This window comes from Oceanobacillus kimchii X50 (assembly GCF_000340475.1).
Classification (GTDB): Bacteria; Bacillota; Bacilli; order Bacillales; family Amphibacillaceae; genus Oceanobacillus; species Oceanobacillus kimchii.
Window position 1 is genome coordinate 3534619 of sequence record NZ_CM001792.1, and the last position, 19359, is coordinate 3553977.

The window sequence follows — 19359 nt, forward strand, 5'->3', positions numbered from 1 at the left end:
GAAAGATCACCCTCTTATAGAATTTCTTTATTGATTAAGTAACGCGGTACATCACCATCAAGCACCAATTTTATATTTTCTGCTGCTTTTTGCTTCATTTCTGCCGATGATTCATCAGAATAAAAAGCTGCATGTGGCGTAACAATAACTTGTTCCATATCCAAAAGGGGACTGTCTGCACTAAGTGGCTCTACTTCAAATACATCTAACGCTGCCCCCGCAATGGTCTTATTCTGAAGCGCTTCAATTAATGCTGTTTGATCAATCACTGGACCTCTACCAGTATTCACAATAAAAGCGTCTTTTCTTACTAATGAAAGCATCTCAGCATTAATGAGATGACGAGTAGACTTGGTCAGTGGTGCATGCACACTTATAACATCAGAGCGCTTCATTAATGCCTCTAGCGGTAACAATTCCACACCATACTCCTTAGCAATTTCCTCCGTGCAATATGGATCAAACGCAATCACGTTATACCCAATTGCTTTTAATTTCCGAGCTAAATTTCGAGCAATATTTCCAAAGCTAATAAGTCCGACTGTTTGTGTTTTAATACGACGAATTGGGGTTTGGTCAAATACAGTTGAGCGAACATTCTTCTTCAACCCTTCATGCAAAGGTATGATTTTTCGACCCATTGTTAAGATGAGAGATAAAGCATGGTCCGCTACTTCATCATGGCAGTAGTCTTGTACATTTGCCACATAGATACCTCTCTCCGTTGCGGCTTTTACATCAATTGTGTCCACACCAATCCCATAACGACAAATCACTTTTACATTCGGTAATAGTTTTATACGCTCTTCTGTTAATTGGAAAGCAGCATTTAATAATGCATCAGCATCGTGCGCAACTTCGACAAGATCCGCGGTCGATTTACAGTCTGCTACTACAAACTCAACTCCCATTTCTTCAAAAATCTTACGCTCTATTTCATAATCCTTAAACGTGATATCGGTTACAACCACTTTCATAGTTACCTCTCCTTACGTTTTGTTTATCATAGTTACGGTTTCCCCTACATGGAGAACAGGGTTAATGATACGCTCTCGAATTGGATATGATTCTTCAATTAATAAACGGTTTTTTAACATCATGGAGGCTTCAAGACCAATTTGGCGTGCCTGCTGTGTCATTAACGTTATAGTTGGTGTAAATAATTTCCATTGCGCCTGATCTCCAAATGCAATAATGGATAAATCCTCTGGCAGCTTCATGTTCCGTTCCTTTACAGCCTGTAGTAATCCAAGTGTCATGGTGTTATTACAACTGTATATGGCGGTTGGAGGGGTGGGTAGTGACAAGAGATCCATTGTTTTTAAATAAGCCTCTTCTTCTCGGAAGTTTGCCTGTAGCACAAGCCGTTCATCATAATTCCCTTCCTCCTTTAACGCTTCCACCGCACCATGGTAACGCTCAGCTCCAATAGTGTTAGACGTATGCCCATACAGTACTCCTATTCTCGAATGACCATTACGTTGTAAATACTTAATAGACTCATAAGATCCAGTGAAATTATCATCAGCAACATAGTCGGTCTCCACATTATTTACACGACGATCGACTGCGATTACGTGGATCCCACTTGCCATCATGCGCTCTACTATGTCCTTGTTAGCACCGGTTGGAATTAATACCATCGCATCAACTTGTTGTTGTAATACAATTTGAAATAATTCAGCCTCTATCTCTGGATTATCATTATGACTCATTAAAATCATATGATAATCAATTGCACGAATGGTTTCCTCCACTCTTTTAGCAATAGACATCAGATACATATTAGAAATATCAGAGACAAGGACCGCAACCTTCTTTGTCTTTAACGCTTTTAAACTCTGAGCATTAGCATTTACCTGGTATTTTAGGATAGATATAGAATGCTGCACTTTCTCACGTGTTGCTTGACTGACATATCCTTTCTTATTAATTACTTTAGAAACCGTCGCAATGGAAACACCAGCATATTTTGCAACATCCTTTATAGTAGTTCGTTTCATGTACCCAACCCTTTCGTAAAACGTTTATCTATAACGCCTTAAAGCGATTTATTATCGCTCTCTAGTTTACCAGAGTTGGATAGTTATGCCTACTATGCAAGTAATTCTTTGCCTTCTTCTGCAAGTACGTCTAATTGCTTATATAAATTGGTAATCTCAGCATCCGTTATTTTAAGCTGTGGACCTCTTACATCTCCAACATCCAATCCACGATAATTTAACGCTTCCTTGAAAACAGACAGGTTGGCACCGCCACGTAGTACTTCGCAATATTTCGCAGCAAAACGCTGAAGACGTTGCGCTTTCTCCAAATCTTTTTCCAAATAAGCGTTATAGATAGCAACAAATGGCTCTGGATAGACACTAGATACACCTGAAACGACGCCATCACAACCAAGGGCAAGTGCTGGCAGGAATAGCTTATCCGCACCTGGGACAACAGAGAAATTAGCATCATTTATTGCAGTATACTCTGCAACACGGTGGAAATCTGGAAAGCTATACTTCACACCAATGATATTGACAAAATTAGATGCAAGTTCTTCCACGACAGATACTGGTAAATCATTCGCTGAGCATTGCGGTATATTATATACATACATTGGAAAATCAGCAGGAATGCTTTCAGATACCGCTTTAAAGTAGTGGTATAACTCACGTTCATTTGTGCTAAAAAACGCTGGGGTAACCACACCAATTCCATCTGCTTTAATGGAAACAGCATGCTTTGCTAGTTCAATTGTTTCTTCAGAATTCATAGCACCGACATGTACAAATACCGTCACGCGACCGTTTGCTTCTTTTACTACTGTTTCTGCAACCGCTTTACGTTCATCTATAGATAATTTAAACATTTCCCCAGTCGTACCAAGCGGGTATAGGCAGTTAACACCCTTCTCAATCAAGAAGTTAGTTAATTGTTGGAGCTGGTTATGATCTACCTCTCCAGATGCTTTAAAAGGGGTAACCATAGCTGTTGTTACTCCATATAATCGTTTCATGTAAACCCTCCTCTTTTTAGTAAAACGTTTTATTATTTCGGTATCTAAATAAATCCTTAATATATACATATAAAGAGTTTGTTTTAACTATAATTTAAGTTATATTTTGAAAGTAATAGTAAAACGTTTTATTGTACAATAAGTATAAAGGTAGCGGTTTCATATTGCAACCCTATTTTTTAGAAAAGAATGTAAAATACAATTACACAGATGTTAGATATATATATTGAAATAACTCCTTACAAAGGCAGGAAAAAAAACGTGAAAACGAGAAAAAAGTGTGCAAACCATTCCGCGGCGTCAAACTTAGAAGAAATAAAAGAGTTTCTTTCTAAAGTCCCGTAAAGTTTGAGATTTAAAAACAAAAACCGATTTTCTAATTAGATGGAAAATCGGTTTTAATTATTAATTCTAAACACCAATAGGTAAAACTACTACCATTTCTCCATTATGGCGTCTACTACCTTTGTGTATTTTTAAATTTATTTTCTATATTCACTTTATGCCTTCTATCAATTCTATCCTCAATTTTTTGAAGTGTTTCTTTATCAGTAGTGACTTCGACTAAATTAATCTTTATGAGTTCCTCGATGCTTAGATGTTTTCTTCTCGAATGGTTAAGGATTATAAACACCTCCAATACAATATAACCACCAGACTTAATATCTTTTAATTAAATAAAACCAATATCCCACACCTAATAACAGGTTTAAGGATATTACTATGCTTATACTCATTTTAAATACTTGATAAGATATTTCAGACCAAGTATTAAAAAGGAATATTATTACTATTCCTAACAATAAAACTGTATACATACTTTTGAATACTTTTTGTGAAAGAAAAATTGTTCTTTCATCATTCCCTTGGTTTTTCATACTTAAGATAAACAATAGAAATCCAATCAATGAAATAGCTACCAGACCATTAAACAATGCTTGAAGTATTTCCATGTACTCAATCCTCCCCAAGTTGAAATTCAAATACTTCTGTAATACTAACATCAAAGACATGTGCAATTTGAAAGGCTAATAATAATGATGGCGTATATCGTTCTTTTTCAATTGCAATGATTGTTTGCCTACTTGCCCCTACTTCTTTAGCTAACGCTTGTTGAGTCATTCTCTTTTCAGCTCTCAATACATGTATTTTATTACGGATGTGTGGTGAATTATTCGACATTAACATCCTCCCCTAATGTAAAATAAATTGAACAAATAGTACATTGAATTATACTTATTGTAAAACAAAACACACTTTATGTAAAGTATTTTTGACATAAAGTGTGTTTTGTTTTTAAGTTGCTGCCATATGATAATCTTTTTTACTTCGAGAATGAAAACTATTGTAGAAATCAGATAATAATAACATTTCCTCATGGTTACCTTGATTTATTATTTTCCCGTCTTTGACTTCAATAATATTATTCGCATCCACTATCGAAGAAAAATTATGTGTGATAATTACTCTTGTACAATTTAAGCCTTTTAAATAATCGTCTATCTTCTTTTCATTATGATGATCTAAGGAACTGGTTGCCTCATCTAATAACATTATTGAAGGTTTATTTACTAATGCTCTCGCTAAAGCTACTCTTTGTCTCTGCCCGCCAGATAAATTCATACCCATTTCGGACACCATAGTATTTACACCCATAGGCATATTACTAATATCCTCTTCAATGTTTGCCATTTTAATTGAATTAATCAACCCTTCATCAGTTACATTCTGATTTCCGAATGTTATATTTTCTTTAATCGTTTGATTAAATAAAGAAACATTTTGAGGAACTACACCAATTTGTTTACGTAATTCATTTAGCTTTAATTGATTTAGGTGTATATTATCAAAATATACATCGCCTTCACTAGGTTGGTATAACCCTAGAATTATAGATGCAAGTGTGCTTTTACCAGCACCAGACTTACCTATTATAGCGATTTTATCACCTGGATTTATTTTTAGATTAATATTTCTTAATATATCTTCGCCATGTTGTTCATATTTAAAAGAAACATTTTGTAATTCTACTCCTCCGTTTAACTGTATTTGACGGTCACCCTCTTGTTCTTTTTTGGATTTCAAAACATCATTTACCCTAATTAAGTAACCTGTTGTTACATTAATTGAATTGTATGTTTGAATTAAAGAGTTGCTGCTTGAGAAAAAAGTTCCACATAATGAATGAAATGCTACCAATTCTCCAATTGTTAATGCACCGCTAAAAACTTGATACGATCCTAGCCAAAGAATGATAAGAGGAAACACCGTCTGCATCATGCTCGTAACAGAAGTTATATAGTTTAAGAAGATTTCCTTTAGTCGATAAGCTCGTATTTGTTTATTAAGAAATTCATCCCAGTTAGAATATACTTCCTTCTCTATACCAGATACTTTCACACTTGAAATTCCATAAAGTATTTCCGTTTGATATCCTTGTAATTGTGCATTCATAGATATTTCTTCTGCATTTTTTTCTTTTAACTTTAAACTGTGCATTATAGTGAAAATAACGCTGATCATAGCTAAACCAAATACCGCTACAGCCAAAATGGGCGATTTAATAGTCATATATATTAAAATAAATATAATAGAACCTATATTTAGTGTACCTAATACTAGTTGAGAGGACATCATATCTCTAATTATTCTTAAACTAGAAGCTCTATATAAAATATCCCCAAAAGATCTTGTCTGAAAATATTTAAATGGTAATTTTAAAATATGTGAAAAAAACTTGCTCATAAGACTCTTATCAAGGAATGTATTAAGTTTTATAACTAAATGCCCACGAAGATATTGGAAACCACCTTGAATAACTAATAAAGATATAATCCCAGTCATAAACCAAAAGAGAAGATTTTGGTCACCCTGAATTAAAATATTATCAATTAAATATTGTATTAGTATGGGCACAATTAACATGCTTAGTTGTAATACTAATGCAGCCAACAATATCCACATTACTAAATATGGTTTCTCTTTTAGTTGTTTAAGATAATCCATCCAGACAGCTGTCTTTTTTCTTTCCTTAAATGAAGAATTAGGTTTTAATTCCATAATTATATTTTTGTATTTAGATTTAAACTCACTATATTCTAATTTTTTTCTTCCAAACCCTGGATCAATAATATGATACATACCTTTTTTTACTTTCTCTAAGACAACAAAGTGATTATTGTCAAAAAAGACTATGGCAGGTAGCTGAATATGATTTAATTCAGATTGATTACATGTATTGGTTTTAAGTACTTTTGTATCGAAACCCAAATCTCTACCTAAGTTCCGTAAATTCAGAAGGTTTAAGCCATCACGCCCCGCCTCATTAAATTCGCGCAGTTCATTTAAAGTGTAATTACCATTATAATATCCAGATACCATTGCTAAGCAACATAATCCACATTCCGTTTGTTGCATTTGTTCAATAAATGGTGTTCTTTTTTTAAACACATTCCCACCTCTTTCTTTCTATATATCTAGAGTAAGAATAGAGGGTACTCTATTATCATATAGTTTCAACATCCCATATCCAAATCCTGCTTCTCCTAGAAATAGACCAAGCAATTCTGCTTCACCATAAGAAGCATTGATAAATGAGGATTCCATACCTTTTCTTAACTCTTCTATTTTATGAGTAACTATATGGCTTTCTCTTAAAGAATGAAACTCTTTTAATATTAATAAGTTTCCAAATAAACCATGACATATACTATGATTATTATATTCGGATACTTGGAGTGTCCCTTGTAAAGCTTCTTCTATCTTTAAGTCTTGATTACTTAGGTAAGGTAATTCCATCTGCAGCTTAGTCCTTCCTATAAGAATTCCAGGAGGTCCATAACACCAAAATGTAGGAGATAATTCTTTGTTGTTGTTTCTAATATCTTTCCAATTATTTGCTGAAGGTACAAAATATTCATCTTCTTTTCTGATTAATTGTAATATTATATCAATAACCTCACTCTTTTCATCACTATATTTAACATATGTTGAAAGAGCGTAAGCAATCCCGGAGTACCCGTGCGCAAATCCAGTGTATATTTCATCTGATTCCAATTTATTTTTAAGTAGGAGTATGCAATTTGTTTTCAACCTTTGATATATATGTTCTAAACATATTTTCACCCCATTAGTAGGGTAATTATCATATAAATTAATAACTACTTTTAATAAACCTGCTAATCCACTAATAAAATCACTTTTAAGTGGTTGTTTTTCTTGTATGAATTGATTACAAATTTCTATTGTTACAGCTTCTGCTCTCTTTAGAAGTTCTCTATTTCCCCATAACTTTCCGAGATAAGTATATAAATAAACAAATATTCCTACTCCATTGTAAGCTGAAATTGAAGTAGTATTTGCCATATATGTTTGTTCACTATCCTGAATAAGAGATAGTATCTTTTGGGATATATCGGTATATTTCTTATTATTTAAGACTCTGCCAGCTTCAGCGTAAAAGATACTTAGACCTGTTAATCCGTCATACAATTCTAATTGCAAGGTAGAAAAGGTAATAGACGATTCATTAAGCTTATTCGTTATCCAAAACGGGCGCTCATTATGCAGGATTGCTCTATTGAGGATGGAATCCGCAATATTCTTTATCTCGCTTTTTAGATCACTTACGTTTTGTTTTGAGTTATATCCTAGATTTATGGCTTGTTTTGTTTTAATGGAATTTAGAGTGTTCAAGGATAACTTAATGTATCTCAACTGTCTCTTCAAATCTATTAAAGAAATTCTCATAATTACATTCTTTGACCGTTCAAGCGCAGATATTTTAAAAGCTCCATTAATTAATTTATAGTTAGAATCTATTAACTTTGTGTCATCTGCTTTGAAGTAAAAAAAAGGTACATCATTTTGAAGTAAATCGTTTATTTCAGAAGGGATATAGACATTTGCTCCTTCCATTGTTTCTCCAGCAGTACTTAAAAACTCAAACAAACGTTCACGCTGCTTAGTATCACTTAAGTACTTGGGATGAGAAGAGGCATCTAAAAACCTAGAGTAAACACCAGTAGGTCGAATAATATGTCTTATAACAACATCTTTAAAGTAATTAAGTACGCCTCCTTGTCTTAATAATTCTTGCTTCTTATAAAGAAAAACTTTATAAGTATCTTCGAAACCATCCAAAATGAAGTTACTATAATTTTCACTATAACAAAATTTACCATTGAGTTTGGGATTATTCTGTTTCTCTGTAGTAACTGCATTTCGTTTTACTAACTTCATATTTTCTTGGGCTCTATTTTTAATATCATAAGAAATCATTTTATTAGAAGGTTGTCCACCTCTTGCACCTAAAGCACTTAAGTCAAAATCGTAAATTTGATCCCAGTCACTGAATGAAGGTAACATCGAGCTTAATAAAACACTATCTTGAACCTCGAGGGAAATAGGATCAAGGTCTAGATTCTCCTTGAATACCTCAATATTGCTAAATAGTGTTTCTGTATCAATAAGTATAGGATACTCTCCAGAAGCCATTATGTTCTCAGAATGGAAATCTACACCTTTAAATATATACAAAACAGCTAATAAAACACCTTGTCTATAATAAAAATTTTGAACTTGAGGTTTTTCTGTACACTCTTCATATGTAACAAATTCTTGCCATCCATACTCATTTTTACTCACTGTAGTAGCTGTTTTAAGCTCGCATTTAATTTCTTGAGAATTTAGCCAATTGATGAACCTGTCAAACTGATAATCTATCTCAAGAGACTTTGGTTTGTATACTAATTTAGAGGTTTCAAATGTAAAAGTTTTTACACTTTGTCCCTTATTATGTGAATCTCCTTGTCCGCCTTCTATATATAGTAATTGAGCTCGGTTTAAATTAAATTTTTCATTTATTTCATCATAATCTTCCATGTACCTACTTATGACCTGTAACGTATCTTTGACTACGGTTATAACTTTCTCTGTCAACACCCTCGCTAACATTGGATATAATTCTAATATCGATAAGAATATATTATAGTCGTCTATATAATGCTTGTTGAAGTAAAAAAACCTTTCTCTTGAATCTTCCCCTTTAATTAAACCTTCTTCCACCGCTACATGTAGTTCAGTAATTAAAGTTTTGTTTCCAAGGATACTTAATCCAATCATTAATTCATTAATAAAATTAGCTTTAAATTTATGAGTATTAATAAAACGTTCTATGTATATTTGTTCTTCTAAATATTTATCTATTTGAATAACTGCATATTTTATAAAGGGTTTATAGAAATTAGTACATATAAAACTGTCTTGATTGGGTATTTTAATATTATATTCACCATGATATTTTAATTTTGTAATATCTTTGAGAACTTCTAACCATTCAGGTTGAGATTGTTTATCCTCAAAACTATAAAATGCTTTTTCAAAGTCATTTATTGTAATAGACATTTTAAAACCTCCTGGAAAGCCCATCAATTTTAAATTGATGGGCTTTTAAGTTAAGGCAACTTGTTTTTACCACTCCGTACAATCACTTGTACATGCTGATGTTGGGCAGAATGCTAAAGAAATTGCAACACAAGATCCACTTGAAGGAGTAAGCGGAGACAGAGAGTTTTGCTCAACTTGTCCACCAGAGATTGCTAATAATTCCTCTTCCGAAATTTCCCCTGCTGGATGATTTTCAAATGATGTATTAATCTCAATTCTTTTTGATGAGTTCTTAATTATGTCCATCGATAAACCTCCCTTCTAAATTATTCAAATACAATATGTCATAATATTTTATAATTGTCAAATTTTTTAATATAATGAAATTATTGACAAAATTGTAAATTATATGTACTATACTAATTGTAATTTTCTAAATAATATAACAGGGAGTGGTTCAAATGAAAGAAAAAGTAAAGGCGTGGAAAGATCCGTTAGCTAGAGATGTGCATACTTCTCATCCTTCAGGGGATATCTTTAGCGAGATTAGTGATGAGGAAATGTACAAGCTTTCAGGGGGCTCCGCAGAAACACAAGATATTACTTTACCAATAGACTTATGTTGGTTAAGTAGATTAGGTGGGAATCAAGGGTGGTTCTGTACCATTACCAAAGAATGTCAAGTTAATTGTAATGTTGGCTAAATTTTTGACCACTGATAAAAGTCACTTTGGCTTTTATCAGTGGATTTAATTAAAGGAGGGGAACAGGATGAATAAATCTGCCTATTATGATGAGCGTATACTAGAAGAAAATAAAGAAAATCATAAGTTATATAAAAAGAAATTAAACTATTTAGTAGAATTACACGAGGGGGAACAACAATTTCTTGAAAGAACAAAAAGCTTTCTTACTTCAGATAATTTGTCTACTTTAATTAATTCTTCACTAGCACCTACTGTTCAAACAAAGCAATCCTTCTTTGACAACAATTGGTTGACCATTTATAAAAAGCTAGCTTGTCATACATACGATTACAATACATTTTCATATAGAAATGAATCTGTTCAATTCGATTCTTTATTATGTAAATTTGTCAGTATAGCATTAGAATACTTAGAGAATAAAGATCAACCATTTAACGATATAGTACGTAACACATCCATAAATTATCTAAAGAAAATTCTATTAGAAGTAGCTTACCAGACTTTAGTACTTGAATTAAATGTCTCTAAAGAACAAGGGCAACTAATTGGTAATACATCTGAAGAAAGATATACATACTATAACAACGAACTTTTAACATCTCCATCATACTTAGAACAATTATTTGAGGAATATCCTGTATTATTGCGAATGCTTTGTCAAAGAACTATTGATTGGATAAATTCAGTAACATTGTTTAATACTAGATTAAAAAAAGATCAATTTATATATTCAAATGATTATGATCAGATTCAAGAAATTAACATCGGACTAGGAGACCCTCACAATAACGGTAATTTTAATGCTTCAGTTACATTCAAAGACGGAAAAAAATTAATGTACAAGCCCAGGTCCCATAGCATTGATGAAAAATATCAAAATCTCATAGAATGGATAAACGCTTCCTGCCCGTCATTAAGCTTGAGGACACAAGAAATTATGAATATGAAAAGTTACGGTTGGTCGGAATATATTGAATACCTACCATGTAGTAACGCAGAAGATGTTAATAATTATTATTATAATCTAGGTGGCGTGCTTTGCTTATTGTATAGTCTAGGAGCAGTCGATTTTCATAGTGAGAATATAATTGCACATGGTATTTATCCAATGTTAGTTGATTTAGAAACGCTTATGCATAATAAAAACTTGTCAGTTGAAGAAAATAAAACTGCACATAGTAAAGCAATGTATTTCATTAGTCGTTCGGTACAGTCTACAGGGTTGCTACCTTTTGACATATATTTTGGAAATGACAAGCAAGAAGTTATGGACCTTTCAGGTATGAGAGGTGAAAACTCGAATGCAAAAGTTAATGTGCGTGTAATAAAAAACCCATTAAGAGATGATGCGTTAATTAAAAGAGAATTAATGGAGCTACCAAAGGATAATAATGCGCCTAACTTAAATGAATTTGAAACTACTCAACTTGATTATCTAGATACAATTTTACAAGGATTTAATATGACTTATAAAATCATTCAACAAAATAAAAATTCGTTCATTAATTTGTTAAATGAATTTAAACACGTTGAAACTCGTTCTATATTAAAACCGACAACGTATTATGCATCTGCTCTTCATAAAAGCTTTCACCCAGATTTTTTACGAGACTCCGTTGATAGAGAATTGCTTCTAACAAGATTAATCAGTAGTAATGCAACCAATTTAAATAAAGAAGTAATAACATCTGAAATAAAGCAGTTAATTAATACAGATATTCCTTATTTCTTTTCTGTTCCTGCTCTTAAAGATCTAAAGTCAAGCCAAGGGCTGCACATTAAAAATTATTATAATGAATCCGCATATGAAAGAGCTATAAAAACTTTAAATTTATTTTCAGAAGAGGACTTAAAGCAACAAAATAATATAATTAGAATGTCATTACTTGCAAGTCACAATGCAGAGCATCATAAAGAAGAAAGACTCATATCGGAGATGAACATAAATAATATAAATAGAAAAACACCTAATCCTTTAGCTTTAGCTAAAAAAGCGGGAGAACATTTATATGATAAAAGAATTAAAGGGGACGAGAATGATGTCACATGGATAAGTACGCTTATTCAAGGAACTAACCAGGTATCTTGGAGTGTTTCCCCTGTTAATCTTGACTTTTATAACGGATTATCAGGTATAGGTATTTTCACCAGTTATTTAGATAAATACGACAACAGAGATATATTTTCCAAAGTTACCATGGAGATTGTAAATACTATAAAAAAAAGTATTACACATATGGAAAAAATTAAGTTAACAACAGGATTTGAGTGCGGTGCTTTCACAGGATTAGCTGGATACATGTATTTTCTACAGCACGCAGCTAAGAACCAAAATAAGAAAGAATGGATAAATGAAATCTATAGAATGTTACCTTTATTAAGAAGTGGTAGAAAAAATATAAAAAGTGTAGATATACTAGATGGTCACGCTGGAATAGCAATGGTACTTCTCTCTTTGTACGAAGATTTAAAGGACGATTTGTTTTTAAAAGAAGCTGAAGTATCCATTCAATTCATTATGGATTCTAAAATCACCTTAAAAAATGGTATAGGGTGGAAAGATTCGCAAACAAACCGTTTTTATACAGGGTTTGCGCACGGTTCCAGTGGTGTAGCTACAGCCCTAGCAAAATATAATTACTATATTAATAATACATCCATTGAAGACACCATTTACAAAATTTTGGAATTTGAAGATAGCCTGTATGAACCAACATCTAAAAATTGGTTTGCATCATTTGAGAAAGATAATATACCTTTTAATTGGTGTCATGGTGCTCCTGGTATAATTATGGCGAGAAATAGGTTAAGACAGTATGGAATTGATAATGAACATATAACAAACAGTATAAAATTTGGTATTGAATCGACTCTTGAAAATGGATTTGGTCACACAAGATGTCAATGCCATGGAGATGCAGGAAATATAAATATACTTCAAACCTTTAAAGAGAAAAATGTTCAGGATTTCTTAGTAGAACAATTAAAAGTTCAAGAGGCATACTTTCATCAAAATCCTTTTGAGAAAGGTGTATCTCGTGGAGTTGAAGCTGTTGGTTTTATGATTGGGATAGCTGGAATTGGATACTCCATGCTAAAACAGCATGATAATAGATTGCCAAGTATTCTTGAATTAGAGCCTCCTCAATAATATTTTTTCATTAGTATTCACGCAAGGTCCGTGGAAGTATAAACATACTCTCATGGATCTTAATTTTTGTTGGAACGCTTTTCAAATATTCCTTCTAAGTTATAGGAATCGCCTTTACTATAAAATATCTCCCAAAATTAAGACGTTTAACAGAGCTTTCTATTAAGGTTGAATTATCCATTACCCCCTCTTTTTATGTTAAAATAAGTGGATGTGAGTTAATTTATTCATGGCTTAGATAATGAATTAAGGGAGAATCCATTTTGAATAAAAAAGATATAGCAGACATCAAGAAGCAATTTAAGATTAATAATGATCTATTAAAGATTAAAGATATTTTTAATGTTTATATAATGAAAGAATCTAGTGAAATTTATCACCATCAAAGCACACCGTTTGAAATGCTTGAACAGGAACAGCAAGAACTTTTCTTAACGAATTTCAAAAAAGTACTGACTGGCCAGCTAGATCAGAAGTTATTCGAACTAAAATTTCAGCAGGATGTAGAAGACAGCAGCCAGCTAATCCTTCATCAAGGATTGCTAACCAATGATACGGAAGAATGGAAAGCGCAGATGCTCCAGCTCGTAGAAAAAATGCTGAAAGATAAACAATATGAAATGGACATTGTCGTTACATTTATACATGGCGAATATTTAAAGCCTTCCAAGCGAAGCAATGCGGAAACCGAAGAAAGTAGCCGGGATATGGTCTATTCCAATCCCTTTATCTTATGTAGTATCAACAAGACGCTCGACCCTAAAAAAGAGCTTCTGTTTGACTATGTGGAGAAGGAATTCAAATATCACTTTGTCGTAGACCCTGTCATCAATTTGAAAGCACCCGTCGGCGGATTTCTATTCCCAAGCTTTACGGATAGTGCCGCAAACGTAAATCGTGTCCTATACTCTGCAAGCAAGCCATACGAGCTCGATTATCATTTCATCGAGGAAGTATTGAATGCCGAAGAAGCCATGACAGCCGAAGACGACAAGATTGTATTTGAGGAAATTGTGAAAGATGTGGCCGGCGACCAGATAAATACATCGACACTTGCCAATGTATACGATGAAATCCACCGAGTTGTGGAAGAAAATGAAGAACCCGATGCGCCAAAACTGGATTATCGAGACGTGGAAAAGGTTCTAACAAGTAGCGGGGTTCAGGATGTCGATCCGGAAAAAGTGGAATCCGCTTTTAAAAAGGTGATTGACGATGAAAAATATGAGCTGAAAGCAACCAGTATCGTTCCAAAGTATACTTCTAAGTCGATAAAAATCAAAACAAAAGTAGCGGATATTTCTGTGTGTCCTCAGGACCTGCGCTATGTTCGTCAAATGCATCTCGACGGCAAACTTTGCCTGATGATCGAAGTTGAAGAAAATACCGTGATCGAAGGCTTTGAGATGATTCCGGAAATCATATTTAACAAAGCAGAAGATGAAGAATAGTTGACAGGTTTTATATCACTATAAAGGCATATTTAATATAATTTAATAATAAAGGAAATAATTAAAACTTAACCGCCTTAAACCAACTATAAGGCGGTTAAGCAAGACTTAAGAGTGTAAGGAATAAAAGTTACTAATAGTTTAGATTCTAGCTCTTACTCAAATGCGTTTTACAAATCCAGTGGTTGCTGCCATACCTTCCGTACACCTTTTTCTAGTAACTGATTACTTACTTTCTCCGCATCGTTCTTAGATTTAGCTAGGGCAATGATACTTCCTCCCAAGCCACTACCAGTCAATTTAGCTCCCAACGCCCCAGAGTTTAACGCGGCGCCAATTATATCATCGATAAAAGGAAGGCTTATGGATAAATCTTTTAAAACGGTATGTGCTCTATTAAAATAATGTCCGAGATTTATAGGATCATTTTCTATTAAAGATTCTTTTGCACGTCTAGTGAAATTACCTAATTGTTTAATCTTTTCTTCCGTTGATGTCTTATCATGGTCAACCAAGTATTTCACTTTCTTAATTGCAGTACGCGTATTTCCTTTAATTCCACTTTCAGCAACAATTAGAACACTGTCCATTTTCAATGGAAGGTAAGTGGAAAACTTCCTATTTTCAAAGCAAACTAATTTATTACTACTCGTCGCAAATGCATCCATACCGCTTGGATTCCCATGTGCTATTTTTTCTGATTGATTCACATAATTTAATAACGCTTCCCGCTTAAGTGGTATATCCATATAATCATAAAATGCTCTTGTTATTGCAGTTCCCACGCCCGCACTTGATCCCATACCTCTTTCTAAAGGTATATCACTACGTATAATTAAATCTATAGAATGGAATAATCCAAATTTATTAATAAATAAATGAATCAAATATGCAATACTGGCAAATTGAGTTGGTAGATCTGCAATAGCTCCTTTGAAGTGAGCACATTCTATCCAGTTTGTATCTCTATTATTCTTTTTAATCTCCACCGTACAATTCACATGTGGAAATGGCATAACTAATGAAGGTTCTCCATACACTGCTGAGTGTTCCCCCATTAGAATAATTTTTCCTGTAGAAGTTCCAATTCCTGATATTCCCATTGTAAACCTCCAGGTTCTTCACTATTTATGAAATATATAATTGCAAAAATCTATTAAGTATTTGGGTAATTTTTTGTTAAAATCGGCCCGTCCTTAATCCCCATTCATACTGTCCACGAACAGCCGCTTCCATTCCTACTATATATTTCTCCACTATTTCTTTATATGAAGAATTTGTTGTTAGAAGCCTATTTTTCAATTTATTATATTTATATAGTTCAATATCTAACATTTGCAATACATGTTCTAGTGAATCAGATATGGAAGTCTTGTTCTGCCTATGAACGCTTATCACTAAATTTTGGCTTTCCCCATTCTTTAATTCTTTCTCTAAAGATAATATATCATTTGTCCAGTTCGCTATTTTACTTGCAGTATTTACTAAGTCTACAAACACCTCATCACGAAACTTATTTGCGCAATATCTCATTCCTCCCCTTTCTACTAGATCAAAACAAACAAACACACTCCCACTATGTTGACGATTCAGCACATACTCATGGACATTAGGAATAATATTACGAATGCGATTGTTAATCTCCCACATAATTGCTTTAAAACATTTAGATATACTATCGATAATACGAATTTGCCATTCCTTAGGGGTGCCTGCTCTCACACGTCCCCACCAATCTTCCCACCCTTTTAGAAAATCGTCTCCTTTTATAGGGGGGTTCATACCTCTTAATATATTTAGAATCTTACCAGAATAATCACTAAAATCATCCGGGTTCGATACTTCCTCACTGTAGTCATCTAACATACATAGCAACAGAAGATACTCTGAAGTCAACATTATATCGGAGAACTTATCATATGGTTGCGCTCGGCATGCTAAGTAGCCTAACTTTTGGATTTCATAACTTTTTAAAAGAGATGGCTCATTTAATATGTTGCGTTCTATCGCCCATTCAATTGTGGAAGTTTGGACACGTGTGGCAAAGGGACTAATTCCACCTTCTAATACATATTCAATCTTAGGAATTTGTTTTATCTTCTCCATGTTATGGCCTCCTTTGCATATTATATTTTTGAATAGAAACTGTGAAAAAGATTAATTATTTTCTACCGGATATGCATACGTAACAAATCTTTCTGGTGCACCACCAATATAGTGAAAAGGATAACACGTAGTTACAACAAGAACCTCTTCTCCCATATCCCTAATAACCGAAGTATCATCTTCAGGCACAATCTCTGTTTCTCTTATTTCATAGATAAAGGTTCCATAGGGCATATTTACAACAAATTGATCTCCTATTTCCAATTCACCAAAGTCACGGAAAACAGTATCTCGATGTCCAGATAATAAAATTTGTTCCCCTTGTCCAGGAAAAACAGAATTCGATAAATGCCCAACACCTCTATCAAGTGAATCCGGATCAGTACCACCCACTACCGGAAGTTCTTTATCTAATTTAGGGATTTCTAATGTCGCAAATGCCTCCCCTGCGTTCACGAAGAAGTTATCATGAGGGGAAGAGCTGTCAGCTTCCATTACTTTCTTTGGTTTATCTTCGTGTTCAATTTTCTGAGTAGCTTCAACTAGAGCAGTATCCTGTTTTTGTTCCAAAGAACTTATTTGATAACCATATATAAAAATACAAATTATTCCTACTAACAACAACCAATTCCCTATATGTCGCATCTAATCACCTTTTCTGCGTTATAGTTTTTTTGCGTTTGTTTCTAGTTGTTGATTTAATAATTTATAATATCGACAATATCCCGATAAATAGTGTTCTACATCGTCAATTCTAGATCGAAAAGAATGATGTCGGATAAAGAAACTACCATTTATTCGGGCAGGGTTCTTAAAATACATAGATAGCTCTGGATAGAAAAAACCGTTTCGTTGGTATTCAGCACGCTTCTGTATAGTTTCATGAAGAAAATATTGATCGAAACCATCCAGTAATTCTTCACAATCTTCGGTTCTCATTTTTTCTACAAGACTATATACAGAAAGTAGTAACTCTAAAAATGTTGGATAAGTTGTTTGACGATGATAGATAAAATCGAGTTTGTTTTTGATGTTCAAGATTCCAAACTCATAATACTTACGTAGAGGACGATATGTTGTTAGTTCATTGACACAGTAGCCCAACCAATGATCATGATGTTTCCAATATTTATTCTCAATAAAATAGTCCATTGCTTTCTCTACTGCATGAATCCATATATCTTGGTTGTCTAATTGATACAGTCTCATAAGTGCAAATGCTGCTTCGCCGTCGTAATATACAATACGAAAATCTTCTTTTGTTTCCAAAGAAGGGAACAGAACATGCGTAAATGCACCATCTTCCAACTGCATATATAAAATACCCCTAGCTAAACGTCGAGCATTCTCTAAATGGACCGAATTATTAAACACACTCATGTACTTTGTTAATGCCAGGAGGGCTGTAGCATTCGCACCTAATTTATATTCATGAGAACCTTTACTAGTCTGATCTATTACATAAGACTTCTCATTATGGTTGTACGTCTGGATACCTTGAGTTAAAAGAAAATCAATTCCTTTCTCAATAGCTTTTTGTAAATCATTACTCGGAAAAAGTTCATAAACTTCAATCATAGAATACAGTGTACTTGCATGTCTTAGCATATTATAAAATTTAATAGGCTTATCAAAGCAAGAAAAATATCCATAATTAAATTTGCCGTCACTTCTATTATTGTCGATTAAGAAATTAGCTCCTGAAGTAATTAAGTACTTCAATTCATCATTATTCAATGGCGTATCTCTGCGGCCGTTATCTAGTTCATTATTTTTTAACGTGTAGAAGTTTCCTTCGCTATAATAAAACCCGCTTGTTGAAAATGATTTAATTACATGGACTTTCGTAAAATCCACCATGGACTGATTCGGACGGTGGTTCTTAATATAATGGTTAATATTTTTTGCGTTTAAATACCCGCGATTGTTTTTTTCACCTTTCTGAATAAAAGCATTACCATTTACTTCTTGTTCTAAGAAAGCATAGTTGTAGTCGTTACCGAGAATAATACCTTTTCTATAGTAGTTCTTCTTTGTCTTCGTGATTAGATTTATAAATTGTGCAACTGAATGTGTTGTTTCTTCTTCCATCCAATCTATCTTCAAACTTTTAATCTTCTTATCAAATGTAGAGGAAAAATGACTAAATTGTTGAGATAAATCAGCCCATGCTTGATCGAAGTTTCTTTGAGTGGAAACAAATACAATTGCACGACTATTTTTCGAACCTACAGATAGAAAAAGTGTTGTTTTTGTGTCCTTTTGACGGTCTTGAAAAATACTACTTTGACTTATTTTTTCATACATTTTTTCCATGTAACTATTTTTTACATCCATCGGCGCACTTGAAGTTGTCAACCTATAAACTCCCTTCACCATGTATTTTGTAAAGAAGTTGGGACAAAAAGTTATAGTCAAAAGATAAATATTTGAAAGACAGCTTGAGAAATATCCCCCCGTTTTCAGCAGTTAGCTGGCGAGCCTCCGTTTTGCAAGCAATCCTGGTAGGCTCACCTAAGCCTTCCTACTGCAGGAGTTACATATATTTCTTAC

16 protein-coding genes are annotated in these 19359 nt (G+C 33.4%); 3 read left to right on the forward strand and 13 right to left on the reverse strand.

From position 1 onward, the window contains the following. Positions 1-14: 14 nt before the first annotated feature. The 9 genes from C794_RS17935 to C794_RS17975 all read right to left on the reverse strand — a co-directional run bounded on the left by C794_RS17935 (position 15) and on the right by C794_RS17975 (position 9697). On the reverse strand, positions 15-977 hold the full coding sequence (locus C794_RS17935) for a C-terminal binding protein (RefSeq protein ID WP_017798558.1): 963 nt from the start codon (positions 975-977) through the stop codon (positions 15-17). A gap of 12 nt (positions 978-989) precedes the next feature. Continuing rightward, the gene (locus tag C794_RS17940) at positions 990-2003 is read right to left on the reverse strand and encodes a LacI family DNA-binding transcriptional regulator (RefSeq protein ID WP_017798559.1); all 1014 of its coding nucleotides are present in this window, start codon (positions 2001-2003) and stop codon (positions 990-992) included. Positions 2004-2095: 92 nt separating this feature from the next. Continuing rightward, positions 2096-3004, reverse strand: coding sequence for a dihydrodipicolinate synthase family protein (locus C794_RS17945; protein WP_017798560.1), 909 nt, complete (start codon positions 3002-3004; stop codon positions 2096-2098). Between the two features lie 460 nt (positions 3005-3464). Continuing rightward, complete coding sequence (locus C794_RS21395; protein WP_420872755.1) at positions 3465-3638, reverse strand: FbpB family small basic protein; 174 nt, start codon at positions 3636-3638, stop codon at positions 3465-3467. Between the two features lie 25 nt (positions 3639-3663). Continuing rightward, positions 3664-3957 carry a hypothetical protein gene (locus C794_RS17955; protein WP_017798562.1) on the reverse strand — a complete coding sequence of 98 codons (294 nt, stop codon included), beginning with the start codon at positions 3955-3957 and terminating at the stop codon, positions 3664-3666. A 4-nt stretch (positions 3958-3961) separates the two neighbouring features. Next, entirely contained in the window at positions 3962-4186 is a 225-nt protein-coding gene (locus C794_RS17960) for a helix-turn-helix transcriptional regulator (protein ID WP_017798563.1), read from the reverse strand. A 114-nt stretch (positions 4187-4300) separates the two neighbouring features. Next, positions 4301-6454 (reverse strand): peptidase domain-containing ABC transporter, encoded by a 2154-nt coding sequence (locus C794_RS17965; RefSeq protein WP_017798564.1) that lies wholly within the window; start codon positions 6452-6454, stop codon positions 4301-4303. Positions 6455-6472: 18 nt separating this feature from the next. Continuing rightward, positions 6473-9409 (reverse strand): type 2 lanthipeptide synthetase LanM family protein, encoded by a 2937-nt coding sequence (locus C794_RS20010; protein ID WP_017798565.1) that lies wholly within the window; start codon positions 9407-9409, stop codon positions 6473-6475. Positions 9410-9475: 66 nt separating this feature from the next. Continuing rightward, entirely contained in the window at positions 9476-9697 is a 222-nt protein-coding gene (locus tag C794_RS17975; RefSeq protein ID WP_017798566.1) for a class II lanthipeptide, LchA2/BrtA2 family, read from the reverse strand. A gap of 155 nt (positions 9698-9852) precedes the next feature. Between C794_RS17975 and C794_RS17980 the strand changes: the two genes are divergently transcribed. From C794_RS17980 to C794_RS17990, 3 genes are all read left to right on the forward strand, one after another. Next, positions 9853-10095, forward strand: a complete 243-nt coding sequence (locus tag C794_RS17980) for a plantaricin C family lantibiotic (protein WP_017798567.1) — start codon at positions 9853-9855, stop codon at positions 10093-10095. A gap of 67 nt (positions 10096-10162) precedes the next feature. Beyond that, positions 10163-13249 carry a type 2 lanthipeptide synthetase LanM family protein gene (locus C794_RS20015; protein WP_017798568.1) on the forward strand — a complete coding sequence of 1029 codons (3087 nt, stop codon included), beginning with the start codon at positions 10163-10165 and terminating at the stop codon, positions 13247-13249. 263 nt (positions 13250-13512) lie between these two features. Beyond that, the gene (locus C794_RS17990; RefSeq protein WP_017798569.1) at positions 13513-14700 is read left to right on the forward strand and encodes a DUF4317 domain-containing protein; all 1188 of its coding nucleotides are present in this window, start codon (positions 13513-13515) and stop codon (positions 14698-14700) included. A 170-nt stretch (positions 14701-14870) separates the two neighbouring features. Here the strand turns inward: C794_RS17990 and mvk are convergent, their stop codons facing one another. The 4 genes from mvk to C794_RS18010 all read right to left on the reverse strand — a co-directional run bounded on the left by mvk (position 14871) and on the right by C794_RS18010 (position 19164). After that, positions 14871-15803: a mevalonate kinase gene (gene mvk, locus C794_RS17995; RefSeq protein WP_017798570.1), complete on the reverse strand. Its 933-nt coding sequence runs from the start codon at positions 15801-15803 to the stop codon at positions 14871-14873. 76 nt (positions 15804-15879) lie between these two features. Next, a complete protein-coding gene (locus C794_RS18000) occupies positions 15880-16806 on the reverse strand; it encodes a terpene synthase family protein (protein WP_017798571.1) in 927 nt (308 codons plus the stop codon). A 51-nt stretch (positions 16807-16857) separates the two neighbouring features. Beyond that, positions 16858-17451 (reverse strand): class D sortase, encoded by a 594-nt coding sequence (locus tag C794_RS18005; RefSeq protein ID WP_017798572.1) that lies wholly within the window; start codon positions 17449-17451, stop codon positions 16858-16860. An 18-nt stretch (positions 17452-17469) separates the two neighbouring features. After that, positions 17470-19164: a prenyltransferase/squalene oxidase repeat-containing protein gene (locus C794_RS18010; RefSeq protein ID WP_017798573.1), complete on the reverse strand. Its 1695-nt coding sequence runs from the start codon at positions 19162-19164 to the stop codon at positions 17470-17472. Positions 19165-19359: the final 195 nt, after the last annotated feature.